This is a genomic window from Serratia sp. PL17, from assembly GCF_017832355.1.
In the GTDB taxonomy this organism is placed as follows: Bacteria; Pseudomonadota; Gammaproteobacteria; order Enterobacterales; family Enterobacteriaceae; genus Serratia.
Map to the genome: position 1 here is coordinate 120421 of NZ_JAFIBY010000007.1, position 25198 is coordinate 145618.

Annotated in this window: 19 protein-coding genes; 9 read left to right on the forward strand and 10 right to left on the reverse strand. The window is 52.2% G+C overall.

Features of this window, described 5'->3' with window-relative positions; translation table 11 throughout:
* Positions 1–11: 11 nt before the first annotated feature.
* Positions 12–1247 carry an MFS transporter gene (locus JOE25_RS20285; protein ID WP_209638291.1) on the reverse strand — a complete coding sequence of 412 codons (1236 nt, stop codon included), beginning with the start codon at positions 1245–1247 and terminating at the stop codon, positions 12–14.
* A 1164-nt stretch (positions 1248–2411) separates the two neighbouring features.
* Between JOE25_RS20285 and JOE25_RS20290 the strand changes: the two genes are divergently transcribed.
* Positions 2412–2837 (forward strand): GNAT family N-acetyltransferase, encoded by a 426-nt coding sequence (locus JOE25_RS20290; RefSeq protein WP_209638292.1) that lies wholly within the window; start codon positions 2412–2414, stop codon positions 2835–2837.
* 78 nt (positions 2838–2915) lie between these two features.
* Here the strand turns inward: JOE25_RS20290 and JOE25_RS20295 are convergent, their stop codons facing one another.
* Together JOE25_RS20295 and JOE25_RS20300 are read right to left on the reverse strand one after the other, a co-directional pair.
* Entirely contained in the window at positions 2916–4166 is a 1251-nt protein-coding gene (locus tag JOE25_RS20295; protein WP_209638294.1) for a glycoside hydrolase family 68 protein, read from the reverse strand.
* Positions 4167–4422: 256 nt separating this feature from the next.
* Positions 4423–5664, reverse strand: coding sequence for an MFS transporter (locus JOE25_RS20300; protein WP_209638296.1), 1242 nt, complete (start codon positions 5662–5664; stop codon positions 4423–4425).
* 95 nt (positions 5665–5759) lie between these two features.
* Here JOE25_RS20300 and JOE25_RS20305 point away from each other — a divergent pair, with 95 nt between their 5' ends.
* Both JOE25_RS20305 and rluF read left to right on the forward strand, forming a co-directional pair.
* Complete coding sequence (locus JOE25_RS20305) at positions 5760–6212, forward strand: helix-turn-helix domain-containing protein (protein WP_209638298.1); 453 nt, start codon at positions 5760–5762, stop codon at positions 6210–6212.
* Positions 6213–6263: 51 nt separating this feature from the next.
* Positions 6264–7064 (forward strand): 23S rRNA pseudouridine(2604) synthase RluF, encoded by an 801-nt coding sequence (gene rluF / locus JOE25_RS20310; protein ID WP_209638300.1) that lies wholly within the window; start codon positions 6264–6266, stop codon positions 7062–7064.
* Between the two features lie 23 nt (positions 7065–7087).
* Here the strand turns inward: rluF and JOE25_RS20315 are convergent, their stop codons facing one another.
* Complete coding sequence (locus tag JOE25_RS20315) at positions 7088–10111, reverse strand: autotransporter outer membrane beta-barrel domain-containing protein (protein ID WP_209638302.1); 3024 nt, start codon at positions 10109–10111, stop codon at positions 7088–7090.
* A gap of 195 nt (positions 10112–10306) precedes the next feature.
* A complete protein-coding gene (locus JOE25_RS20320) occupies positions 10307–10621 on the reverse strand; it encodes a hypothetical protein (RefSeq protein WP_209638304.1) in 315 nt (104 codons plus the stop codon).
* A 179-nt stretch (positions 10622–10800) separates the two neighbouring features.
* Between JOE25_RS20320 and JOE25_RS20325 the strand changes: the two genes are divergently transcribed.
* On the forward strand, positions 10801–11427 hold the full coding sequence (locus JOE25_RS20325) for a response regulator transcription factor (RefSeq protein WP_209638582.1): 627 nt from the start codon (positions 10801–10803) through the stop codon (positions 11425–11427).
* 1 nt (position 11428) lies between these two features.
* Entirely contained in the window at positions 11429–13210 is a 1782-nt protein-coding gene (locus JOE25_RS20330) for a hybrid sensor histidine kinase/response regulator (RefSeq protein ID WP_209638305.1), read from the forward strand.
* A 56-nt stretch (positions 13211–13266) separates the two neighbouring features.
* Here the strand turns inward: JOE25_RS20330 and JOE25_RS20335 are convergent, their stop codons facing one another.
* The gene (locus JOE25_RS20335; RefSeq protein ID WP_209638307.1) at positions 13267–14109 is read right to left on the reverse strand and encodes an enoyl-CoA hydratase/isomerase family protein; all 843 of its coding nucleotides are present in this window, start codon (positions 14107–14109) and stop codon (positions 13267–13269) included.
* A 126-nt stretch (positions 14110–14235) separates the two neighbouring features.
* Between JOE25_RS20335 and JOE25_RS20340 the strand changes: the two genes are divergently transcribed.
* Entirely contained in the window at positions 14236–14610 is a 375-nt protein-coding gene (locus JOE25_RS20340) for a helix-turn-helix domain-containing protein (RefSeq protein WP_209638309.1), read from the forward strand.
* Positions 14611–14621: 11 nt separating this feature from the next.
* Here JOE25_RS20340 and JOE25_RS20345 read toward each other — a convergent pair whose 3' ends face one another.
* Positions 14622–15161, reverse strand: a complete 540-nt coding sequence (locus tag JOE25_RS20345; protein ID WP_209638311.1) for a GNAT family protein — start codon at positions 15159–15161, stop codon at positions 14622–14624.
* Between the two features lie 535 nt (positions 15162–15696).
* Between JOE25_RS20345 and JOE25_RS20350 the strand changes: the two genes are divergently transcribed.
* Positions 15697–17109 (forward strand): DUF308 domain-containing protein, encoded by a 1413-nt coding sequence (locus JOE25_RS20350; RefSeq protein ID WP_209638313.1) that lies wholly within the window; start codon positions 15697–15699, stop codon positions 17107–17109.
* Between the two features lie 5 nt (positions 17110–17114).
* Positions 17115–17888, forward strand: coding sequence for a DUF4105 domain-containing protein (locus JOE25_RS20355; RefSeq protein ID WP_209638315.1), 774 nt, complete (start codon positions 17115–17117; stop codon positions 17886–17888).
* Between the two features lie 162 nt (positions 17889–18050).
* Here the strand turns inward: JOE25_RS20355 and guaA are convergent, their stop codons facing one another.
* Positions 18051–19628: a glutamine-hydrolyzing GMP synthase gene (gene guaA, locus JOE25_RS20360; RefSeq protein WP_209638318.1), complete on the reverse strand. Its 1578-nt coding sequence runs from the start codon at positions 19626–19628 to the stop codon at positions 18051–18053.
* 176 nt (positions 19629–19804) lie between these two features.
* Positions 19805–21268 (reverse strand): IMP dehydrogenase, encoded by a 1464-nt coding sequence (gene guaB / locus JOE25_RS20365; RefSeq protein WP_209638321.1) that lies wholly within the window; start codon positions 21266–21268, stop codon positions 19805–19807.
* Between the two features lie 170 nt (positions 21269–21438).
* Here guaB and xseA point away from each other — a divergent pair, with 170 nt between their 5' ends.
* Positions 21439–22815 carry an exodeoxyribonuclease VII large subunit gene (gene xseA / locus JOE25_RS20370; protein ID WP_209638584.1) on the forward strand — a complete coding sequence of 459 codons (1377 nt, stop codon included), beginning with the start codon at positions 21439–21441 and terminating at the stop codon, positions 22813–22815.
* Between the two features lie 5 nt (positions 22816–22820).
* Here xseA and JOE25_RS20375 read toward each other — a convergent pair whose 3' ends face one another.
* Positions 22821–25187, reverse strand: coding sequence for a glycoside hydrolase family 31 protein (locus JOE25_RS20375; protein ID WP_209638323.1), 2367 nt, complete (start codon positions 25185–25187; stop codon positions 22821–22823).
* Positions 25188–25198: the final 11 nt, after the last annotated feature.

A 25198-nucleotide genomic window follows, 5' to 3' on the forward strand; every position in this document is an offset into this window, starting at 1 on the left:
TTATCATCTAGTTACTTATTAAATAAAGACTCTGGCTTTGACCCTTTCAGTGCCAGTATGAAGGCAATTACCGCAAGACATGCTACTGACCCCATCAAGATATGCGGCGATCCGTCATTCACTTCTGCAGCAAACTGCGTCGCAATACTGGCCAAAATCATGCTGATAAACATGCAAAACCCGGCGGCTGTGCCCGCTAATGCACGGTTAGCGCCGATTGCGCTGGTCTGTGCAGCAGGTGCCGTTACACCGAAAAAGAAGCAAAACAGTATCGCAGGAATAACAAGCACATAAAGTGAAAGCGGCATAATCAGTGTGAGAACCAAACCCGTAAAGCTAAATATAGCGCCGAGTAGACTGCCCCATTTCAGGCGCTGTGCCAGCAGAACAGAGTCTGGCAAACGGCCCGACAAAAGATTGCCAGCAATGACACTGAGTGAGCAAAGCAACAGCACAATACTGGATTCCGCTGCAGTAAAGCCAAATGTTGTCGTCAGCACAATGGGTGAGGTAGCCAGTATTATCATAAATGCTGACTGGGACAGTCCAAACTGGAATGCATTTCCTGAGAAAATATGATTGCTGATTAATTGTTTATAGGCTTGCAACAAGCTGAAGTTAGCATTATTTTCGGTAGTATTTCTGACAGTCGGTACCATAAGCACTACGCAAATCAATGCGACACAGGCAAATAAACCGATAAAGGTAAAATTAGATCGCCATCCGTAGTTATCCGTCAATACCCCCCCCAATGGCACGCCAATTAAAGGAGCTGCCATCATTGCAGCAACTAGACGCGACATTATTTTAGCTGCTTTCTCCCCTTGATATAAACGCATAATCATTGCTCGTGCTGCAACGACACCTGCCGCCCCACCCGCTGGTTGAATAACCCTGCCTAATATAACCATTTCGATATTATTAGAAAAATACCCGATAATGCTCCCCAAAATCAGAACAAGCATACCAATAATCAGTAGTTTTTTATTTTCAAATCTGTCAGCCATTCTTCCGTAAAAGAGCGAAAAAAATGCAAAGCTCAACATAGAGAGCGAAATTGTCAGATTTGCTACTCCTGGAGTGGACGATAAATCTTTAATGATATTAGGCACAGAAGGCAAAAAAATCTGAAATGAAGCTGGCCCTAAAGCAGAAAGTAATACCAGCGTAAAAATGGCCGTTCGTTCTTTGTAACTGCTCATTTGATTCTTCACTATCCCAGGTACAACCTTAGAATTATCACTCATGAACGCTCCCTATGTTGCTATCACAGTCACTATGTAAATAAGATTCAGCCAATCTTCAGCTTTTGTAAGTTTGATTAGTAAATCTGTATTGATAGACCTTGTCAATCACATGGCATTAACTTTATACCCACCTTTTTACCTTACAAAAAGTAACAAACAGCACGGAACCCATAAAAAATGCGGCCCGCGAGGAAACGGCTGCATTTTCTTGCTAAAAAATAAGAAAGGATAAATCACTTATTAAAAACTGTAATTTGCAGTTAAAAAAACAAATTATATTGAAAAAAAATAGAATTTTTAACCTAAAAAACAAACAAAAGCAGTCATTTGATCCATAGTGATTTATCAATTAACACTATGTTACGGTGATCTTATTCAAATAAAATGATTATAAATACATAAATTACAGATTTTATTTGATTGAGAATGTTAGACTTAGATCTAATCCAGCCAAACACATATCTTAAATTGACTATAAAAATCTACAAAACAATATTATTAACCATAAAAATTACAATTATTAGCACAAAAAACTAGAGTGGTAATTTGAGTACAGGTTTAGTAATACCGAACGATCTGTAAAGGTGTCTATTAAATGAACTAATATAATTCACATCCTCTAATGATTTCGAGTGGAGGACTTTCGAATTTAGGAACATCAATAATTTGGCCGATTTTACGTTAACGCCATAAGTTTTCGGTCAGGTAATTCTGCTGAATTTTTTTGGTAACTTGTGAGGGGAGTAAAATATTTATCGGGATTAAGACGCAGCACATTTTTGATCGTTGGCCTATAAGCAGGCCCCTGTAACCATTGTAAAAATTTCGCCAACTCTTTCTCAAGGAGCATTCTCGCTTCACACTTACTGCTCGCTCAGGCGGAGATTTAATTGCACCTGCAACGCAGAGTTTGACTCATCGAATCTGTGTACCCAGCTTCAGGCTCCAGAATTGCTCGTTGAATGGCTTAAAATCGTTCTGGGTAGCAGAATGGCACATGATATCCGAAACGGCCATTTCTATTGAGGAGAGCATAATCCAGATCAGGTAATACGGGTAAAATCTCAGCCCCTTGAGGCACCCCGAGTCAAGGCGAAAATTAGTGGGGTTGCTGACGGTGAGGTCAATTGCGCTATAGTGTCAAAAAAATAAAAAGGAGATGCCATGCAGATAAGACCCTACCAAGAAGCCGACCGCCCCTTCCTGCGCACGCTGTATTTGGCATCACGCAAAGCGGCGTTTCCGTGGCGCGATACCGACGATTACCGGCTAGAGGATTTCGATCGTTCGACGTTGGGTGAGGATATCTGGGTAGCGGAGGATCAGGGGACGCTACTGGGATTTGTATCGATTTATCGCCAAGATAATTTTATCCATAATCTGTATGTTGATCCTCACCTGCCGCCCCTTGGCGTAGGCAGCGCCTTACTGCAGGCGGCAGAACAGACATTTACTGCCACCGGTTCATTGAAATGTCTGGTGAAGAACGAAAAGGCGTTGGCGTTTTACCATAAACACGGCTGGCAAAAGATAACCACCGGCAACGACGGCGCGGAAGACTACTACCTGCTGCACTCGCCTAAAAAATAGCGTCATCCGCTGTGAGCCAAACCTGAAAAGGCCTGACATCGTCAGGCCTCTAAAACGGTTCAGGCTACAAACCGCCGATTACCCTTGCAAAACGATATCCTGCATCGCCGGGATATAACCGTAATCGTACACCTCGCGCACAAAGGAACGGTCGCCTTCCAGCACAATCCGCACCGTTGGCGCTTCCGTCCCGCCGATACGGTAATCCTGGCCGCTGGTTGGCACGCTGTCGATGAACGACGTCACCAAACCATTTGGCATCACGCAGTGCGAATACGTCTGGAAAGGCTGTTCCGGCGGGTTACCCAGCACCAGGCCTGAGGCGTTCATCGGCGTGTAAGGCCCGGTCAGACTATCGCTGACGAAACCGTACACCCCATCCGGCCCGGTCAACCCTTCGGCATAGGTGAATTTATGGCTGATGGTGAACAGGTAATATTTGCCGTCCTGGAACACATAGTGCGGGCGTTCGGTCTGATCGTTGACGCCCACAGCCGTAACCAGCGGCGGCAAAATCTCCCACTCTTCACCGCGATTATCCTTCGCCACCGCCAGGCCGATACAGCCCACCTGGAAACGTGCGCCGCCTACCTCTTCATGGCCCGGCGGCACCAGCCCCAGCTCTTGCGGGCCAACCACATGCGAACCGCGATCGCCGGCTACGTTACCCTCGAACACCATATACAGTTTGCCGTCCTGCGGATCGATAAACGGGCTGGGGTCGCGGAAGTTCCAGTAGGGATTCTGCGCTTCGGTCTGGTAATACACCCCGTCGGCCTCGAACAGCGATTTCACCTCGTTGAAATCCTGCAGTTGCACGCCGTCATCCGACGTCACAATGCGGCCGCGCACTTTGGCAATGGTGGCACCCGGCGTCACGCAGGTGTAATACAGATCGATATCGCCTTCGTTATTCAACAGGATAGGAGTACCCGCCCATTCACGCGTCGTCGGTGAAACCCCTTCCGCCATCACCCGGCCGCCGAAGATCCAGTCTTTACCCGTACGGGAATACCAGTAGCACATGCGCGCACGGCCGTGGCGATCTTCCCAGTCGCGCTTGATGTCGTAATTGCCGTTGCCATCAATATACTGCGGGTCATGAGGATGGCGATCGGCGGTCAGCGTTAAAATCACTGACCAGCCGTTGACGGAAACCACGGAGCCCTCCAAGGTGCGCAGCGGCATGGTGTCCCAGATGAACACGCTGTCACTCATTACCGGAAAATCGGCGCTCACCAAGGGTTGCGTGGTGGTCGGATCGTTTTCGTTGACTTTCAGCGCCTCTGCGCGGGTCCAAATGGTCGGTTTGTAATTTAGGTTTGTCATAATGATTTCCTCTTAGCAAGTAAGCTCCCCCATGCCGGGAACGACGGCGGCAGGAGCGATGGGCGCGGTAAAATGTGACCGCTGCGGCTGATGAGTGGCCGTGCCGCTATATTGCTAAATCGGTTTTGCTAATGCATGCGGTTGGGTTTGTGTGGTGCACCAGACAAAATCTAAGGAGAAAGAGGGGGAAATGAGTGGGATAACCCTCGGCGCGCCGCAATTGCAATTACTGTGCGACGCACTGATTTCCCAACTGTTATTGCTCTACCACCGCGCCTGAGGCCGGCATGCCGCGTAATGTCAGCCACCAGAACAGCAAGGCGACCAGGCTAACGCCCGCACCGAGCCAACACACACCACTCCACCCCGCCCAAGCGTAAGCATGCGTGCTGGCGAAGGCCCCCAGCCCACTCCCCACAGCGTAGAACAGCATGTAGCAACCGACCAATCGGCTGTGGGCCTGCGGATGTGCATTGAAAATCAGGCTCTGATTCAGTACGTGAATGGCTTGACCCGCCAGATCGAGCAACACAATACCCATAATCAGCCAGCCCAAACCGTAACTCAACATGCTCAGGGGAACCCAAGCCGCCACCAACAGTAACAGGCAGACACCGCTCGCCACCTGCCCCAAACCGCGATCGGCCAGATGCCCGGCACGCACCGCCGCCAGCGCACCCACCGCCCCCACCAGACCAAACGCACCGATCACCGAATGCGAAAAGTTAAACGGGGCCTGACTGAGTGGCAGTACCAGCGCACTCCAGAAAATACTGAATGCCGCAAACATCAGCAGCGCCAGCATACCCCGGATCTGCAACGTGCGATCACCCCATAACAACGTCAGCATTGAACGCAACAACGCCGGATAACTGAGCGTCGACGACGGTGTGCGTGGCGCAGGTAACAAACGCGCCAACACCGGCAGCAGAACCAAGGTTACCGCAGCGGAGAAGAAATAGACGGCTCGCCAGCCCCCCATATCCGCCAGTGCGCCAGAAAGCGTTCGCGCCAGCAACAAGCCCAATACCACCCCTCCCTGTGCAGCCCCCACCACCCGTCCTCGCTCATGCGGCGCTGCCAATGTCGCGGCAAAAGCGATAAGCCCCTGCGTCATCGCGGTGCCAAACAGCCCCACCAGCAGCATGCCACTCAGCAGTAACAGGCTGTTGTCCGCCCAGCCGACCACGCACAGGGCAGCAATCAACAGCAGTTGTTGAACCGCCAACAGCCGGTGGCGATTAATCCGATCCCCCAATGGCACCACCAGCAATAATGCCAGCGCACACCCCAACTGGGTTGCGGTGATCACCATGCCAACCGAGGCCAGGCTGATAGTAAAATCGTGGGCAATGGCGTCCAGCAAAGGCTGAGCGTAATACACGTTTGCCACGCTGAAGGCACTGGCTCCCGCCAGCAACAACACCAACGACGCAGGAAGCCGGCCCAGCACTTCCCCCTGTGACGTACAGATCGGATCCAGTGCTTTATCACTCATCCTTCACCCCAAAGTGGTTTCATTATTAAACCCAATGAACTTTACGCACAGAGGTTTTATAATGCAACCAGATCTTGCTGCAGGAGTTGAACGCTGTGAAACGTAAAAGTCTGGAAGATGCGCAGTGCCCGGTCGCGCGCACGCTGGATGTGATTGGCGATTGGTGGTCGCTGCTGATCGTGCGCGACGCCTTCGACGGCGTGCGTCGCTTCAGTGAGTTTCAGAAGGGATTGGGGATGGCGAAGAATATTCTCTCCACCCGTCTACGCACGCTGGTGGCGCACGGCATTCTGGAAATTGCGCCTGCTTCGGATGGCAGCGCCTATCAGGAATATCTCCTCACGGATAAGGGACAAGCTCTGTTCCCGGTGATCGTCGGATTGCGCCAGTGGGGTGAGGATTATCTGTTTAAAGAGGGAGAAACAAGGTCAACGCTGGTAGAAAGCGACAGTGGGTTAACGATACCGCGCATGACGCCGACGGGCAGTGACGGGCAAACGCTGACGCCGCTGAATACGCGTGTGGTGAAGGTTGATGAACTGGCGTAGCCTTCGCAATACACCCCGGGTAAGGTATAGTCCGCGTTTTACGGGGTAACTATGCTGACTCACTCATCCATTCGCCTTAACAAGTACATTAGCGACAGCGGCATCTGTTCCCGTCGCCAAGCCGATCGTCATATCAAACAGGGCAATGTCTTCATCAACGACAAACGGGCTGACGTAGGTGCGCAGGTGTTTTTCGGGGATAGCGTGAAGGTGAACGGGCAGCAGATAGAACCTCGTGATGCTGATGATTTGGTGCTGATCGCACTGAATAAACCTGTTGGTATCCTCACCAGCATGGGAAAGCATGAGCGAGATAACATCGGCGATTTTGTTAACCACCGTCAACGTACCTTTCCTGTCGGCCGCCTGGACAAGGCTTCTCAGGGGTTAATTTTCCTGACCAATAACGGTGAGCTGGTCAATAAAATCCTCCGTGCCGGCAACAATCACGAAAAAGAGTATCTGGTTACCGTCGACAAACCGCTGACCGACGCATTTATTCAAGGCATGAGCGCAGGTGTGCCCGTGCTGGGCAAAGTGACAAAAGAATGCCGGGTGGAGAAAGAGACCGAACAGGTATTCCGCATCACATTGGTACAAGGGCTTAACCGCCAGATCCGCCGCATGTGCAAATATTTTGGTTATGAGGTCACTAAACTTGAGCGCGTGCGCATCATGAATATTGATCTGACAGGACTGCCGCTGGGCGAGTGGCGGGATTTAACCCATGATGAGCGAACCACCTTATTCAAATTGCTAGAGCACTCCACGTCCGAAGACCACGGCCAGCCCCAGAACGCCGAGATATCGCCAGGCAACGAGGGTCTGTTGCCTAACGATATTCCGCTTTAACCAATACCTCACTTTTCAGAAAATCAGAATGACCATCTGATATTGGCATTGACCGCATTCACCTGGGTATCAGCGCCGTATTGCCCCTGATAACCGAGATCCAAGGTGGTGGAACGCGTCAGTTTCACACTCACCCCGATGTCCGCCACCATCAGGTTGTCATCAACCGCAGTGCCTTGGGTGATAAATGCGTCGCTGCCGGCAAAGGCCATACGTGAAGACGTGGATTTATCACCGTAGGCATGCTGCCAGCCTAATGAACCGTATAAGCTGACGTTCTTCGGCAGCTCGGTGAAGCCGCGCACACCCAACGTTGAGTAGAAGGTATTCATCGTGTCATTACGTACGCTAAGTGCTGCAGCCCCGCCCTTTTCCTGGAAATTATCGGTATGCAGGCGGATATAGCTCAGATTGACGAAGGGCTCAATGTTCGCATCCGATTGTCCAAAACGGTAACCCGCTTCGGTAAACGCCAGCAGTGAGTCTGCATCATAGTCAGCCTTGAGCCGATCCGAGTAATTGCCAAAGTTAACGTTGCGTTCATTTTCCAGACGGTGCCAGGTGTAGCCCAGAGCACCACGTAGCGAGAAGGCATCCTGCTGCCCTGCGGCGTAAAGGCCGAGGTGGTAATTATCGCTGTCAGACTTGGAACGACGGCTGTCAATCTTGTAATCACCGCGGCTATAACCAAAATATCCCCCAACGCGAACGCTGTGATCGGCTAATTTATGATCCGCGCCCAGCAGGAAACCACTGGTGTTGCCATCGAGTTTTCCGACGTTCTCATTGCCGCTGTTTCTTGCCCAAGATCCAAACGTCTGCCCCCATACACCATTATTTTCAGCTTGAGCCGGCCGAACCAGCGTCATCGCCAGCGACGGCACAGGTAACGGATCATTATCAAACACGCGTAACATGCGTTGATTCAGCACATTGAACAGCATGGTGCTGCCTGCGATCAAATTGGACTGCATGGACGGATACACTTCGCCAGACAACTGATTGAACGCCTCGCGCGCTTCCGGTGCACTCAATAACAACACGGAATTATACAGCGCCAGTGAAGGGCCACTTTGTGTCAATGACGAAAGTGCACCCGCGGTATTCCACTGATTATGGGTTTGCGCGACCGTCTGGAAAATACCTGGTTCGCCCGGGTTTTCACCCCCCGGATTTTCGCCACCTGGATTCTCACCGCCTGGATTCTCACCGCCCGGATTTTCACCGCCAGGGTTCTCGCCCCCCGGATTCTCACCGCCTGGGTTTTCACCGCCCGGGTTCTCGCCGCCGCCCTTTTGCGCGATGGTCAGATCCACGGCGTTGGCGCTGTGATGAAGCGCAACGTCGAGGAAAGCAGATTTTGAGATAGCTTCAGCAAACTGACCGTCAATTCCGCCTTGCGACGTTAAAATGCGGTAGCTTTGGCCCGTCTGATAACTGGTTTGTGGATCCAGCGCAGTCACCTGCACTTTGGCTTGATCACTGATGGTGGTCTTCCCGGCGACCACCAATTTGTCACTGCTGCCGTCGCCAGCAATATCGACGTCGTAGAAGGACTCACCGATGAAGTTCAGATAGCGTTGCAGCGTCAAGGTGCCGATGTTGCCGTCACCGGGCGAAATATGGCCGCCAGACAGAATTTCCGTTTGGCCCAGAGTACCGTTGCCTCCCAGCGTACCGCCGGCTTTTATCGAGGCCGCACTGCTGTAACCTTGACCGTTGTTAACATCGGAACCGGCTGTCGCATTGAGGATCAGCGTGCCGCCATTTTCGGCGCTAAGCGTTTGAATATCAAAAATGTTGTCTTCTTTCAGCGTATTGATATCGCTGGCGATGATGATTTTTCCGCCCCGGGCGCCCACATTGGCCTTGAGCCCGGTAAGATCGCCGCTCAACGTCGTTTGCCCGGCAGTATTGATGACCTCGCCTTCGCCAACCATCTTGTTGCGGAAATCGTAGTTGTCGGAGGTATGGTTAAAGTACACATAGCTGCCGAACAGCCCACCCCGCAGGTTGATCGTCGTCTGTGCGTCAACGGTGCCCGCACCACCCGCCGCACCTATCGTGGGATCGGTCAATCCGGTACCGGTATCCATATTGCCGCGGCTGCCGATGATTAACGCGCCACGGTTCGAGCCGGAGCCGGTATCCCCCAGCCGCAACTCGTTAGCGCCAGCGGAAAATACGCCGCCGTCTACCACCGACAGCACAGCGTTGCCATAATTCCCCACGTTGACGCTGCTGCCGCTGGTAAAGCGCGAGCCCTCGCCAGCGATATACAACTCGGCGGTTTTGCGTGAACCTGAAACACCGGCAATCTCTGCGCTGCCAACGTTGACCACTCCACCGTTTAGCACGTCCACATCACCGTTAGCCGTAAGCGTTTGGGTAATGTTCCACTGGGAGTTATTGCCCGTCACCGTGGCTTTAGGGTTCAGTTTGTCAGCTTCGCCGGGTATAAAACCGCTGTCGATCCTGGCTGCGGCGGTTGTTGTTACCACCCCGCCGTCTTCAATCAATAGGGTGGATCGCGCGCCCTGACCAAAACCAATGCCAAGCCTGTCGCTAATGACCCTGGAGCCGGCACCTTTAACATTCAAATGGCTGTCATAACCGCCCGTGGTGCCGACAATAATTTCTTTCGCACTGGCAAGTGCACCATCTTCAACCCGTAATGTCCCCAGACCCAAATTCAGGCTGCCGCGCAAAACGGATTGATCGTTAACGGCGCTCAGTACCGCATCAGGCCCCCTGACCGTTACCACGCTGTCATAAATTTTGCCGTCAGAACGGGTGCCAATATTGATGTTATAGGCGTTGATTTTGCCATTATCGATCAGCAGGTTCGCACTTTGATTGCGGCCGACGTAAACATTCCCGGTGTAGGCTAAAGATTCTGTCATTTTGGATTCACCATCAAAAACAGCATCGTCGGCACGTGCAATATCAACAGGCCCGATCAATATCAATGGTGCGGAAAAGAGTGCGAGGTAAAGCTTGGAAAGCGGTTTTCTTACCGCTAAAGGGTACGATATTTTATCTTTCATGTATTCTCTCCGGCTCATTACTTTGATGCCATCAACGTTATTATTTATATGAAAAACTCAATGTATTAGAGGAGATATGAAACGCGATACGCGAACACAGATTGATTGGTATCGATGCGCCAGCTTATTGCCCCCCAGCGCTAACACATCGATACCAAACTTATTGGATTGCCCCAATCCGCGCCTTAAGAAGGGTTATTTATGTGTGACCACCGGGGTACAGGTCGGCGCGCTTAGCGAAGGCGAAGAGCCTAAGATTCCCGGCATCATCAGCGATGAGCAATCGAAAATACGCCCTTTTTCCGTGGTCGCGCGGTAAGAAAGTTTTTGTCCGCCCAATGCATCGGGTTGGCCACCATTAACATTGGTTACGGTAATTTCATCCGACGATCCCAGGCCCAGCATTTTAGCCGTTTCGGCCTGCAGTAGCGGTATTGCCTGATCGGTTTTCAATGTTGAACACCCGGCTACCAGAAAAGTAACGGCCAAAGCAATAAGTGGTTTTCTCATAAATTATCCTTTTCAACCAAACAGATCCAAATGCTGAATGGTTCTATGTTTTGTCTTATCAAAGTCCCCGAATAATATATTTCTCTTTCCTAAACGAAAAAACCCTCCTAAAGTAGGGAGGGTCAATAATAAAAAATTATCAGAACCCCTCTGATATGTTTATGCGAAAGGAGATTGCTTTGGGGCAGGGTTATGCACTGGTCGTTGATGACCATCCTTTGGTGGCGAGTGGTATCGCCAATTTCCTTAATACGCATTGTCGATTTAAGCATGTTCATGTGGCGACCAACGAAGATCACTGTTATCGCCACATTCTTGAACATGGCGCCCCAGGCTTAATCGTTATCGACTTTTGGCTATCCGATGGTACGGCTTTAAAATTACTCAAAGAGATCAAACAGCTCTACCCTAACGTGCGTTTGCTGGTAGTCAGCGGTGATGAGAACAATGAAATATGGCAAAAAGTCCGTGATGCCGGCGGCCATGGTTTCGTGCTTAAAAATGAAACGCCAGAATTATTTGCGAGCGCGGTCACCGCGCTTATGAATAATCAACCGTGGTTCCCTCTTGATAATGACAACAGCCTAAACAGCACACAAAACCATCTACAAAAATTCAACTTAACCCCACGACAAGTGGATGTATTAACCATGATGATGCGTGGTTTCCCCAATAAAAGAATAGCCTCAGAGCTTTCTATTTCAGAACCCACGGTCAAGGAACACATCGGTAACATTTTAAAGAAAATAGGCGTTAGCAGCCGGGTGGAAGCCATTACCTTGCTGCATGGCAGACCGGGCCAATAGCATGAAGCTACTTCAATCTTTACAAGATGATGGAATCTCTCCACGCGCGCAAATTCGCCTGCTAGACAACACATTTATACGGTTAGTCTTTAGCTTTACTGCGGTGCCTTTTGTTGGCATCCCTTTTGCGATCTGGATTTATTTGCTGGGGGAAAACCTGTGGCCCATCATCATCTGGATCCTGTTGTATTTTCTCTGCGCATTAGCCATTAGGTTTTGGCACCGCAGCTATCAACATGAATCAAATAAAAAAGATGCAGAGGTTATTCTCAATCGCTGGTTACCCCATATTAATAAAGTCGCATTTGTGCATGGGCTGGGTATTTCATCATTATATTTAATCACCCCACAAATAAATAATTTTGATTTTTTCTTATTATTAAACATCAGTATCGCGGCAATCGTCGCAGCAAATGCGACGCACCTGACACCAATAATTAGCACCTTTACACTTTTCTTCTTCTCCTGTTGGGGAATGCTTAATATTGGCATTATCTGGCGTTTAAACGATGTCATGCTTATTGTGCTGATGCTCAATTTGCTTTATGGATTCGCCATTTACCGTCATGCACTTAGCTCTCATAAATTCTTTATCCAGCAGGCCCGTCTTGAAGAGCGCAGTTCCCGTCTTGCAGAGCAATTTAGGCAGGCCAAAGAAGAAGCGGAACAGGCATTGCTGGATAAGAATCAATTTCTTACTACTGCCAGCCATGATTTACGCCAACCGGTGCATGCCATGGGTTTTCTGATTGAAGCCATTATTCATAAAAATCGCGATACCACACTTATCCCTCAACTCCTGGATTTACAACAAAGCGTGCGGTCGGTGCATCTCATGTTTAATTCTTTACTCGACCTCAGCAAGATTGAATCCGGAAACGTCAGCACAGCGACCACCCATGTGGATATTGGAACGCTGCTTGATTCCGTCATTACCCTATTTCGTGAAGAAGCAAACAGCCGGACGCTATCATTGCGAACATGGCGGCCAAAGCGAAGAGTTCTCGTCATGGGCGATCAATTACTTATCCGACAATCCCTGATTAACCTGATACAAAATGCCTTGCGTTACACACAAAAAGGGGGAGTTCTGATAGCCATCCGCCCTCATGGTGGGGAATGTTTAATCGAGGTTTGGGATACCGGTGTTGGCATTGCCGACGAAGAAAAAGGCAAAATATTCTCCCCCTATTATCGCCCCGAACTGGCGTGGAAAATCGACAGTGCCGGCCATGGGTTGGGGTTGGCGGTAGTGGCGCGCTGCGCAAAATTGATGAAGGTGAAGTACGGCATGCACTCCGTTGAAGGTAAAGGATCCCGTTTCTGGATGCGTTTTGCCCTCTACACCGGCGAACACCCACGACAAGAAAGCACCAACACATACTCAAACACCGTCACACCTGCCCGCTATGCCCCTCTGTCCGGCGCCTGTCTGGTCGTGGACGATGATCCGCTGGTCACCTCCGCCTGGTCGAGCTTGATGAGCACATGGGGTATAACCGTGCGCTGCGCCGCTTCCGCCGAAGAGGCTTTCGCTATCGTTGATGAAGGCTTCAGGCCCTTCGCCGTGCTGTGCGATCAGCGGCTCCGCTCTGGTGAGAGCGGCTTCGACATACTGAAAGCGCTGTTTGAACGTTTGCCGAATATCAGCGGTGCGATGGTCAGTGGGGAGTTCAACTCCCCTATTCTGCAAGAAGCCGAGCAGGAAGGTTACCTGGTATTAAGAAAGCCGCTGGAGCCTGCCAAACTGTACGCACTGTTAACCCAGTGGGTATCTTGCTAGCGACGCTTTACGTAAACGCCCCATGCCGAAACGCCCTGTCTGCACGGGTCTGATGTTCAGACCCGTGCAACACCAAGATTACGCAGCAGCTCCTCAAGGTTACGCTCACCGTCCGGCGTTTGGGCCCCCGCTTGTAGCCCACCGCGAATAAGCCTTTCCGCTGCTGGGCGTGCAAACAATCCCGCCCAGGCATCGTGTTCACGATGAAAACCCTCCCGCAAGTCTGGCGCGGGCATCGCCTGCTTGGCCGCTGCGATAACCCCCTCTGGTAAGGCCGCGATATTACGCGCTAGCCGATTGACGAAATCATCGAGCTCGACGGCGGGCAATGCACGATTAACCCAGCCGTAGCGTTCTGCGGTCACTGCATCGATAAGATCGGCACCCAGGATCACTTCAAGCGCGCGGCCGCGCGTCATTCGACTGGTCAGGTACTGCGTCGCACCGCCGCCAGGTGTGATACCCATCAAGGCTTCGCACTGGGCAAGGCCTGCACGCCCTTCAGCGGCAAATGCCATATCGGCCGCCGCAACAAATTCGGCACCGCCGCCACGCGCCAACCCAGCCAGTTTAACGATCGTGACCTGCGGCTGGCTGCGCAACAGCTCCCCGAACGCCTGGAATGGATTTAGCCCTTCCGGCGCGTTACGCGCCATCTCGTCGAAGGCATTCGGCTCATCAATTAAAGTCATATCGACATGAGCAATGAAGAACTCTGGATTCGCGCTCTGAAAAACCAGCACTTTCACATCAGGATCATTTCGCACAGAAACCAGAAATCGACTGATTTCCGACATCAAAGACACATCAAGAACGTTTACCGGAGGATTGTCGATCGTAACCGTCGACACGCCACCGTTATGGGAAATACTCAGTCGGCCAAAATCGGTATCCGTCATGTCAATTTCCTTTATCGTTTGAGAGAAATGAGCACCGCGTTTTGGTGCTCTTCACCGCATGGTATACTTTGCATACCTAGGGTCAATTACGCACTTTAACCATCCCAGGGATACTGGAGGATACCGATGAAAGAGACCGATCCTATCTACAGGGCCGATTGCCCAAGCCGAATTATTCTCGATCAGATCGCAGACAAGTGGTCAATGATGGTGCTGGAAGTGTTGCGTGAACCACGGCGTTTCAACGCTATCAAGCGCCGTCTGGATGGCGTCACCCAGCGTGTACTGACCCAGACGCTGCGCAAGTTGGAACGCAACGGTATGGTGACGCGCAAGGTGTTGGATGGGCGGGTGCTCGGCGTCGAATACTCACTGACGCCGCTCGGTGAATCGTTACAAGGGCCGTTCTCGATACTGTTCAATTGGACGCTGGGGAATATAGACGCGATTCAGGACTGCCAGCGCAAGTATGATGAGCAAAGCCAACAGGCTGAAAACTGAGGCTGGCAGCCTCAATTTTCCCCGCGATGAATAGCCGCGTACATCCAATAATCTCGGCCCTGCCCACGCACGCGACGGTACTGTCTCATTAATCCCTCGCGTTGCATCCCCACTCGCTCCAGGACGGCGATCGATAATAGGTTGCTATCAAGCACGGTAGCCTGCACACGCTGAAGGCCCAATGCCATGTGTGCCCAATCAATAACGGCACGCGCCGCCGCCGTTGCTAAACCCCGGCCACAGTGGCGAGGGTCAAGATCGTAGGCAATTTCAGCGCGACCATGTTCTCGGGTGATGTTGTTCAAACCCACAGTACCGAGCAAACTGTCATTCGCATCCACGATGGCCCAACGAAGGGCATCCTTGCCTTCGGTATAGTCCGAAATGAGCGTATCCAGGCTGGTCGGGCCGACATCGCCCCAGCTCGTATGTTCAGTGACACCAGGCTCACTCAAATAGGCTGACCACGCGTGCGCATCATCCGATCGCAGCGGCCTTAAAAACGCGTGTAGCTCGCCAGGTAATGATATTTGTATTGGCAATACCGTCATGGAACCTCCGTCGAGCTCGTCACTGGTACAGAGATATAAAGTACTGTGGTTTACATGCGCTGTGAACTTACACAAATTCATACCACAAAATATCTATGCATTAGCGTGGATGTGTTTTTTATTTGGAGCCAGTGCAAGCCAGCAACCACATTATCCCCACTCAATTATCAATAGCGTGAAAATGCTCAAGAAAGCAATGCCCTGTCACACCATAATTCAAACCCTTTTCGATGAAGCCATGGCATGCGGGCAACCGAGCCTTACCTGGCTTTTATAATAATAAGCAGGCTCTGTTTTAAGGGCGCCCCACCGCATGGAACATCGCTTCGGATTCGATGAGGTGCGGTGTGGAAAATTTATCCAAACGTATCAATACTGAGTATGTACCGGATAGTAACAATGTGATTTTTAGAGAAGAAAAATAGCAATTAAGAAATACGATTTTATTTTTAACACTCGCATAAATATCTGTTCGAACCATGTTCAGATGGGCTTGCGCGTTGAAAAATAACACATGGTTTAGACGGGGAAAACTATGGTTCAGTTGGTAATGATTTTACTTGGCGTTGACTATTTACGTGCTCGCTGGAAAGGATTGTTGATTTCTGGCTGCCTGGGGGTAATCGCCGGACTATGCATTTTCATTGACGCTTTGGATAATGTCATCTTTTTTCCTTTACAGCCATTTGCCTTAATGTTGCTAATTGAAGGGCTGGCAACCTTAGGGGTCGCGCACACCGGGATCGGCGGTCAGCGTACTTTACGCTATGTAAAAGGCGGTGCATTTTCTTTGGCTGCAACATTAGTGCTCATCGGACAATATAATGATCATGGTCATTTTATTTTATCGATGATTTTTGGCACCTTGTTTTTGGCCGATGGATTATTACAGATAACCACGGCTACTGTGATCCGTTTTAGAAAATGGAAGCTGGTCGTAACGGGCGGTATCATCGAAGTCCTTATCGCCATTTTCTTCTATCAACCTTATCCCTCACATTATGTCGGTGCCATCTCTTATTGTTTGGGATTAGGGCTGATCTTTGGTGGCTGGAATATCATATTACTGGCGATGCGAGTCAAAAAGATGCGAGCAAATCCTGCTTTCCGAGATGACGCCGCAGCAGACAAAGCGAGTAGCGTAGATACCCATCCGCAACTGGTTGAATGGTGGGATGGCCCACCAGCAGATAGTGAACCGGCTCTCACGGTCCATGTTTGGACGCCTGCAGGAACATCAAAGAGTACCGTCGTTCCTCATCCTGTTATTGACCGCTATATTGCTGCTGTTGACAGAAATGGCGTAATTTCAACCGGTCACGCGGCACTCGAATCACCAGAAGGCGTGTATATCAGTCTGTATCCCGCCGAAGATCTTGACCGTTCACCGGATCAATTTAGCCGACTGCTGCGTGCGACCACCGACAATGATGTGCCCGGCGTTTTTCAACCTGACTATGCCACTGAAGCGAATAAATGGTGCCACTCAACCATAAAAGTGAGGATCAGAAACTACGATGCTCAGAGTTTGCAAATATTCTGGGATGCTTATCAGCGAGATGCGACTTATAACCTCACACATCGAAACTGCTCAAGCAGCGTTTCACGGGGGCTTGAGGCCGCACTTGAAGGCGTGATAGGTAGGATCTGGGGCAAGCGAGGGCATTGGTGGGTCCTTAGTAAAGTCCTCACCACTCCCGAATTGTGGGTGGCAGTACAAATTCGCAAGCGGGCCAAAACAATGGCCTGGACGCCAGGACTCACATTGGATTATGCACGTGCATTAAGCATGCTGGCAGACCCTCGTCGTGCGGGTTGGATAGCCACCATAAAACGCGTGGTGAGAAAAATGTTTGCTTTACGTAAACAATGGCGTGAGGAAAAAATTCATGGAAAGAGTATGCCCATCGACGACCGCCCCGAGCTCTTAAATAACAAAGGTGAATAACACTTATGCCAATTTTACCCGGATTGACATCAGCAACACCAAGCAATGAGCTCGATTGCATTCTCGAGTATGCAAAATTACCTCAGGTTGAGTGGCGTACCGACGGTAAGGTATTTCTGCGCAACATCAGAAATTTCAGATACAACGGGACAAAAGATGACTATCTGCCGTCATGGTATGATGATGAATTCACTATAGATGAACTGACGTCAGTTGATGTTATTTCGTCTTATTGGTCCGGCGATAGTATTGCCCATCTTTTTCTCAGTTTTGGTTTTAAAGATGGTCGCCATTTGGCTATATCTATCGAAACACGGCGCAGAATCAATCAAATCTATTCCACATGGCGAGGTTTTTTCAAGCACTACACGCTCACTTATGTTCTTGCAGACGAAAGAGATTTGATTGGTGTCAGAACGGACGTGAGAAAAGAGCGGGTTTATCTTTATTCTGTCAAGATCCCTGCAGAAACGGCACAGGCTCTTTTTATAAACTATTTAGGGCGCATCGAGAAACTGAGCCTGAAACCTGAATTTTACAATACCTTTAATAATAACTGTACCACCAATATTTTACATCACGCCGCGTCAGTGTCCCCCAGTATAAAATTTAACTGGAAGGTGTTAGTCAGCGGGTATGCCGACAAATATATTTATGAACTGGGTTTATTGGATAACGACCTGCCCTTTAAAAAATTGAAAGAGAGGAGTTTAATACGGAGGCCTTATGATGCGGTCATTGCGGACGACTATTCAAAATCGATCAGGTTATCAAGCTAAGCGCATGGCATCAGGTTCAGGAAATACAATCCACCAGCCATAAAAAGGGATTATTGGTGATGTAAAAAATTGCCAAAAAATGCCAGATAAAAAAAAGCCCGCAGTTACGCGGGCTTAAGTGTATTTTTTATTATTCAGCGCCAGCCTAAGCCAGCGACCAAATTATTCCCACTCAATGGTCGCCGGTGGCTTGCCGCTGATGTCATAAACGACGCGGGAAATACCGTTCACTTCGTTGATGATGCGGTTGGATACACGGCCGAGGAAATCGTACGGCAGGTGCGCCCAATGCGCGGTCATAAAGTCGATGGTTTCTACTGCACGCAGTGAAACAACCCAGTCGTATTTACGGCCATCGCCCATCACGCCAACCGAACGTACCGGCAGGAACACGGTGAATGCCTGGCTGACTTTGTTGTACAGGTCAGCTTTGTGCAGTTCTTCAATGAAGATAGCGTCAGCACGGCGCAGCAGGTCGCAGTACTCTTTCTTCACTTCGCCCAGCACGCGCACGCCCAGACCTGGGCCTGGGAACGGGTGACGGTACAGCATGTCGTACGGCAGGCCCAGTTCCAGACCAATCTTGCGCACTTCGTCTTTGAACAGCTCTTTCAGCGGCTCGACCAGGCCCAGCTTCATCTCTTTAGGCAGGCCACCCACGTTGTGGTGTGACTTGATCACGTGCGCTTTGCCGGTAGCAGACGCGGCAGATTCAATCACGTCAGGGTAGATGGTGCCCTGCGCCAGCCATTTCACGTCAGCTTGCTTGCAGGCTTCTTCGTCAAACAGCTCAACGAATACGCGACCAATGATCTTGCGCTTGGCTTCTGGCTCATCAACGCCAGCCAGTGCACTCAGGAAGCGATCTTCTGCCGCCACGTGAACAATGTTCAGGCCGAAGTGGTCACCAAACATTTCCAGCACCTGGTCTGCTTCATTCAGACGCAGCAAGCCGTTGTCGACGAACACACAGGTCAGGCGCTTGCCAATGGCACGGTGCAACAACATCGCCGTCACGGAAGAGTCAACGCCGCCTGACAGGCCGAGGATCACGTGATCTTCACCCACCTGCTCGCGAATGCGTTCAACCGCATCTTCAATGATGGTTGCCGGGGTCCACAACGCTTCACACTGACAGATATCCAGAACGAAACGCTCCAGCATGCGCTGGCCCTGACGGGTATGAGTCACTTCCGGGTGGAACTGCACGCCGTAGAAGCGTTTTTCTTCGTTGGCCATAATGGCAAACGGGCAGGTATCGGTGCTGGCAACGGTCACGAAGTCAGACGGGATAGCGGTCACTTTGTCGCCGTGGCTCATCCACACGTCCAGCAGCGGTTTGCCTGCTGGGCTCAGCGCGTCTTCGATATCGCGAACCAGCGCGCTGTCGGTGGTGATTTCCACCTGCGCATAGCCGAACTCGCGCTCGTTGGAACCTTCTACCTGGCCACCCAACTGCATTGCCATGGTCTGCATGCCGTAGCATACGCCCAGCACAGGCACGCCTGCGGTGAACACGTATTCTGGTGCGCGTGGGCTGTTGGCTTCGGTGGTGCTTTCCGGTCCGCCGGACAGGATGATGCCGCTTGGATTGAATTCGCGGATTTGCTCTTCGCTAACGTCCCAGGCCCATAGTTCGCAGTAAACGCCGATTTCGCGCACGCGGCGTGCGACCAGTTGAGTGTATTGCGAACCAAAGTCCAGAATCAGGATGCGATGCTTATGGATATTTTTTGTCATGTGAGGCGAATTCCAGCAACAGAGAAAAAGGAAAATCTAAATCGTTAGGACGGTTTCAGTCGGCGAGGCCAAACGGTTGATTGTCGCCCGCAGCACCGCATGCACAGTTGACATAAAGTCAATGAGCAATGCGAGCAGCGGACGGCAAACAAATACGCCGGCCGCAGCCCCTGAAATTAACCCATGCGGTAGTTCGGTGACTCTTTGGTGATGGTCACGTCATGCACGTGGCTTTCCTGAATGCCGGCACCGCTGATGCGCACAAATTCAGCCTTGGTGCGCAGATCGTCGATGGTGGCGCAGCCGGTCAGGCCCATGCAAGAGCGCAGACCGCCCATTTGCTGGTGAACAATGGCTTTCAACATGCCTTTGTATGCCACGCGGCCTTCGATACCTTCCGGCACCAGTTTGTCCGCCGCGTTATCGGTCTGGAAGTAACGGTCAGAAGAGCCTTTGGACATCGCCCCCAGTGAACCCATCCCACGGTAGGATTTGAACGAACGGCCTTGATACAGCTCGATTTCGCCTGGAGATTCTTCGGTACCCGCCAGCATGGAGCCGACCATGACGCAAGAAGCACCCGCCGCGATGGCTTTAGCAATGTCACCGGAGAAACGGATACCGCCGTCAGCGATAACCGGGATGCCGGTGCCTTCCAGCGCTTCAACCGCGTCAGCGATAGCGGTGATCTGCGGAACGCCTACGCCGGTTACGATACGGGTGGTACAAATAGAGCCCGGGCCGATACCCACTTTAACTGCGCTAACACCAGCATCCGCCAGCGCTTTAGCGCCGGAAGCGGTCGCGACGTTACCGCCAACGATCTGCAGATCAGGGTATTTTGCACGGGTTTCGCGAATGCGCTGCAATACGCCTTCGGAATGGCCATGGGAGGAGTCAATCAGCAGGACGTCAACACCGGCAGCAACCAGCGCATCAACACGCTCTTCGTTACCGGCACCGGCGCCAACCGCGGCACCTACGCGCAGGCGGCCATGCTCGTCTTTACAGGCGTTTGGCTTACGTTCTGCTTTTTGGAAGTCTTTTACGGTGATCATGCCCAGCAGGTGGAACTGGTCATCCACGACCAACGCTTTCTCAACGCGCTTTTCGTGCATTTTCTGCAGTACAACTTCACGCGCTTCGCCTTCTTTCACCGTAACCAAGCGCTCTTTTGGCGTCATCACGGCGGTAACAGGCTGGTTCAGATCGGTCACGAAGCGAACGTCACGGCCGGTAATGATACCAACCAGTTCGTTTTCTTCGGTCACGACCGGGTAACCGGCAAAGCCGTTACGCGCGGTCAGCTCTTTCACTTCTTTCAGGGTGGTGGCAGGCGTTACGGACTGTGGATCGGTAACCACGCCGCTCTCATGTTTTTTCACGCGGCGGACTTCTTCAGCCTGACGCTCGATGGACATGTTCTTGTGAATGAAGCCCAGACCGCCTTCCTGTGCCAGCGCAATGGCCAGACCGGACTCGGTTACGGTATCCATGGCTGCGGACAGCATAGGGATGTTCAGGCGGATAGTTTTGGTCAATTGGGTGCCGAGCTCAGCGGTATTAGGCAGAACCGTAGAGTGAGCTGGAACCAGGAGAACGTCGTCGAACGTTAGTGCTTCTTTTGCGATACGTAGCATGGGCAATATCTCACCAGAGTGGGCTGTGAAAAAGATAAAATATTGCCGCGGCATTATACAGAGCGTAATCGGTTGCCTCCAGCACTTTCTCACAAAAACTCTTGATTACCTTTTTCAGCCATGTAGTATCGACCAATTAAGTGCTTGTTTTGAAATTTGATCTGGGTCACATGTCGCTACCTGTTTCGCCGTCTATTTTTACCGTAAGCCGCCTAAATCAGACGGTTCGACAGCTGCTGGAAATGGAAATGGGCCAGATTTGGCTCTCCGCCGAGATCTCCAACTTCTCCCAGCCGTCTTCTGGCCACTGGTATTTCACGCTGAAAGACGACCGCGCGCAGGTGCGTTGTGCCATGTTCCGCAACAGCAACCGCCGCACCACTTTCCGTCCGCAAAATGGCCAGCAGGTTCTGGTTCGTGCCAGCATCACGCTGTATGAACCGCGGGGCGACTATCAGCTTATTGCCGAAAGCATGCAGCCCGCCGGCGACGGCCTGCTGCAACAACAGTTCGAACAGTTGAAAGCACGCCTGAGCGCTGAAGGGTTATTCGATCAGCAGTTCAAACAGCCTCTGCCCAGCCCGGCCAAACGCGTCGGGGTGATCACCTCCGCCAGCGGTGCGGCGCTGCACGATGTGCTGCAGGTACTGCAACGTCGAGATCCTTCACTGCCCATCGTTATTTACCCGACGTCAGTGCAGGGTGCAGAAGCGCCCTTGCAGATTGTGCGTGCCATCGAAACGGCCAACCGCCGCGACGAATGTGACGTGTTGATCGTCGGCCGTGGTGGCGGTTCGCTGGAAGATCTGTGGAGTTTCAACGACGAACGTGTGGCACGCGCGATTTTCGCCAGCTGTATTCCGATCGTCAGCGCCGTCGGCCATGAAACCGACGTCACCATTGCCGATTTTGTCGCTGACCTGCGTGCGCCAACCCCTTCTGCCGCCGCCGAACTGGTCAGCCGCAATCAGTTGGAGCTGCTGCGCCAATTGCAGGCCCAGCAGCAGCGTATGGAAATGGCGATGGATTACTATCTGGCGCAGCGCCAGCAGCAGTTCACCCGCATCAACCACCGTTTGCAGCAACAGCATCCGCACCTGCGTCTGGCGCGTCAGCAAACGTTGTTGTTCAAACTGCAACGCCGGTTAGAAGAGGGTATGCAGAACCAACTGCGTCTGTCCTCACGCCGCAGCGAACGCGCGCAACAGCGCCTGGCGCAGATGCAACCGCAGGCACGCATTCACCGCTACCAGCAGCGCGTACAACAGCAGGAGTACCGTTTGCAACAGGCCCTGGATCGCCAGCTCAACGCCTGGCGCCAGCGCTTTGGCGTGGCCTGCAGCCAGCTTGAGGCGGTCAGCCCGCTGGCCACGCTGGCGCGTGGCTACAGCGTAACGCAAACCCCGCGCGGCGAACTGCTAAAAACCACCCAGCAGGCGCAGGTGGGGGAATTGCTGAAAACCCGTCTGCAGGATGGCTGGGTGGAAAGTGAGGTGAAAACCGTCATCGTCGCCAAGAAGCCGCGCAAGAAGCGCGCAGCCCAATAACCGCCCTATTCCAACGTAAAACTGTCGCCCGGTACACCGTTGATCCACAGCTCGCGCGTTTCTCCGGCAGGCAAACTGAAGGTCAAAGTGCGCCATGCCGGTTTGAACCGCCCTTCGGTGGTGATGTTCAGCATGATGCGTTGATTGTCACTGAGCATCTCCCAGCGCAGCCACAGCGCGTCGCCCCGCTGCCAGCCATAACTTTCCCCGTCATCTTCAAATAACAGCCCTGAAGTGCTGCCACAGCCTTTTAGCGGATACAGTTTAAGCTCACGTCGATCGTCTGCCTCCACGTCAACATGCGCCAACCGGGATGACAGCGGCAGGGCCGCGCCAGCACGGACCAGCAACGGCAAACGTTCCAGCGGGGCTTCCAACACCACCGTCTGGCCGCCAGTGAACCATTGGCCGCTGTAAAAGCAATACCAGCCATCGCCGTTATCCGGCAGATAAACCGGTCGCTGACGCTGCCCCTGCTCCACGACGCTAGCCACCAGCAGATCGCGGCCAATCATAAAGTCATCGGTTTCTTTCAGCGTCTGTTCATCATGCTCATGGTCCAGGAAGGTCGGGCGCAGCATCGGTTCGTCATCCGCGCTGGCCTGCCACAGCAGCGTGTAGAAATACGGCATCAATCGGTAGCGCAGGTTGATCGCCTCGCGCACCGCCGGGGTGGCAGCCGGGTACATCCAGGGTTCGTTAACCGTGGCGTCGTCGTTCCAGGAGTGAATGGTGAAACGCGGATGCATCACGCCGTTTTGTACCCAACGCACCAAGAGTTCGGCGTCTGGCTTGTCGCCAGAGAAACCGCCAACGTCGTGCCCCAGGTTATACAGCCCGGACAGGCTCATCCCCAATCCCATGCGTATGTTATAACGCAAGGTCTGCCAACTGGTGCGGTTGTCGCCGCTCCAGGTCTGTACATAGCGCTGCATGCCTGCACAGCCGGAGCGTGAGATCAGGTAGGGGCGCAGCGTGGGGGCAAAACGCTGCTGAGCCTCCATCGACGCGCGCATCATCAACAACGGCATCACCGGCCGAATATGCTTGATGGCAATCGGTCGGCCGAAACCCTGGCAACGAGCTTCCCCGTCCCACACTTCGTATTCGTTATTGTCATTCCAGGTGGCATCGATCCCCATCTCCAGCAACTGCTGCGTCACGCCCTGCTGCCACCAGTGCACCGCCGCCGGGTTAGTGAAGTCGAGGTGTGACCCCTCATCATCCCAAAAACTGGAGCGCTCCGGCCGATCGCATTCAGAATCGCGAATAAACAACCCCTGCTCTGCCACCTGCTGATACTGCGGGTGATCCTGCAACAGGCACGGCTTGATGTTAGCTGCCAGTTTTAACCCGGCGTCGTGGAACGCCTGGCTCAGTAGCTTCGGCTGCGGCACCTTGTCGTAGTTCCAGTTGAACACGTAGCGCTTGTTGCCGATCGAGGTGTAGCCCGAAGACAGTTGGAACGAGTCGCAGGGAATATCGTGCTGCTTGCACAAGGCGATGAACTGCTGCAACTGCTGCTGGGCGTCCGGCGCATCGGTGTAGTGCATGGTGGAACCGCTGTAGCCCAGACTCCATTTCGGCCCGAAGTGGCTTTTCCCCGTCAGGCGCACAAATGCCTTGGTCACATCCAACACCCTTGGCCCGAGGAACAGGTAATAATCCAGATCCCCCGCTTCGGCCTGGTAACGACGATAAGCCAGATGGTAGTTGTCTATCTCGTTGCCCAGATCCAGCCAGCAGCTGCTCAGATTGTCGTAAAACAACCCAAAGCTGGCCTCTTCACCACGGGTGATGGTGAACGGAATATGCTTGTACAGCGGATCCGTACTGGCTGCGTTATACCCCATCGCGTCCAGGTTACGCATTTCAAAACGGCGTCCACTGCGCTCCAGGTCTCCGGCCTTTTCACCCAAGCCATAGTAACGCTCGGGGGCATAGCGGCGCTGATAATGAGCCACGCCGTCACCCTGTGGATTAAGCAGGTAAGCGCTGGTGGGGCGATCGGCCGCCAATGGCCGCCATTCTCCGGCTGCGTTGCAATGTTCCCACTCCAGCCACAGCGGCTGATGTACGGTAACGCGTAACATTGGCGTTGCCACGACCAAACGATCGCCTTGCTGCTGCATCTGATAACCCGGCAAGCCGAAACCCGCCACGCTTAACCGATCGCGCCCTTCCCACGGCACATCATTTTCCGGCGCAATGCTCCAGGTACGATCCAGTGCCAGCTCTCCGTTGCGTTTGATCAACACGCGAAACAGGTTGTTTTCCAGCACGTACAGGCAAAATAAGTGGCGCTCGTCGACCAACAACTCAATGCGATCGGTGTACTGACCCGCCAACGTCCAATTCTTTAAGGTTTTCATAGGCATCCAAC

Coding starts and splice junctions, on each gene's coding strand:
- JOE25_RS20285 (WP_209638291.1), bottom strand. CDS start 1,247: ATGAGTGATAATTCTAAGGTTGTACCTGGGATAGTGAAGAATCAAATG.
- JOE25_RS20290 (WP_209638292.1), top strand. CDS start 2,412: ATGCAGATAAGACCCTACCAAGAAGCCGACCGCCCCTTCCTGCGCACG.
- JOE25_RS20295 (WP_209638294.1), bottom strand. CDS start 4,166: ATGACAAACCTAAATTACAAACCGACCATTTGGACCCGCGCAGAGGCG.
- JOE25_RS20300 (WP_209638296.1), bottom strand. CDS start 5,664: ATGAGTGATAAAGCACTGGATCCGATCTGTACGTCACAGGGGGAAGTG.
- rluF (WP_209638300.1), top strand. CDS start 6,264: ATGCTGACTCACTCATCCATTCGCCTTAACAAGTACATTAGCGACAGC.
- JOE25_RS20315 (WP_209638302.1), bottom strand. CDS start 10,111: ATGAAAGATAAAATATCGTACCCTTTAGCGGTAAGAAAACCGCTTTCC.
- JOE25_RS20320 (WP_209638304.1), bottom strand. CDS start 10,621: ATGAGAAAACCACTTATTGCTTTGGCCGTTACTTTTCTGGTAGCCGGG.
- JOE25_RS20330 (WP_209638305.1), top strand. CDS start 11,429: ATGAAGCTACTTCAATCTTTACAAGATGATGGAATCTCTCCACGCGCG.
- JOE25_RS20335 (WP_209638307.1), bottom strand. CDS start 14,109: ATGACGGATACCGATTTTGGCCGACTGAGTATTTCCCATAACGGTGGC.
- JOE25_RS20340 (WP_209638309.1), top strand. CDS start 14,236: ATGAAAGAGACCGATCCTATCTACAGGGCCGATTGCCCAAGCCGAATT.
- JOE25_RS20345 (WP_209638311.1), bottom strand. CDS start 15,161: ATGACGGTATTGCCAATACAAATATCATTACCTGGCGAGCTACACGCG.
- JOE25_RS20350 (WP_209638313.1), top strand. CDS start 15,697: ATGGTTCAGTTGGTAATGATTTTACTTGGCGTTGACTATTTACGTGCT.
- JOE25_RS20355 (WP_209638315.1), top strand. CDS start 17,115: ATGCCAATTTTACCCGGATTGACATCAGCAACACCAAGCAATGAGCTC.
- guaA (WP_209638318.1), bottom strand. CDS start 19,628: ATGACAAAAAATATCCATAAGCATCGCATCCTGATTCTGGACTTTGGT.
- guaB (WP_209638321.1), bottom strand. CDS start 21,268: ATGCTACGTATCGCAAAAGAAGCACTAACGTTCGACGACGTTCTCCTG.
- xseA (WP_209638584.1), top strand. CDS start 21,439: ATGTCGCTACCTGTTTCGCCGTCTATTTTTACCGTAAGCCGCCTAAAT.
- JOE25_RS20375 (WP_209638323.1), bottom strand. CDS start 25,187: ATGAAAACCTTAAAGAATTGGACGTTGGCGGGTCAGTACACCGATCGC.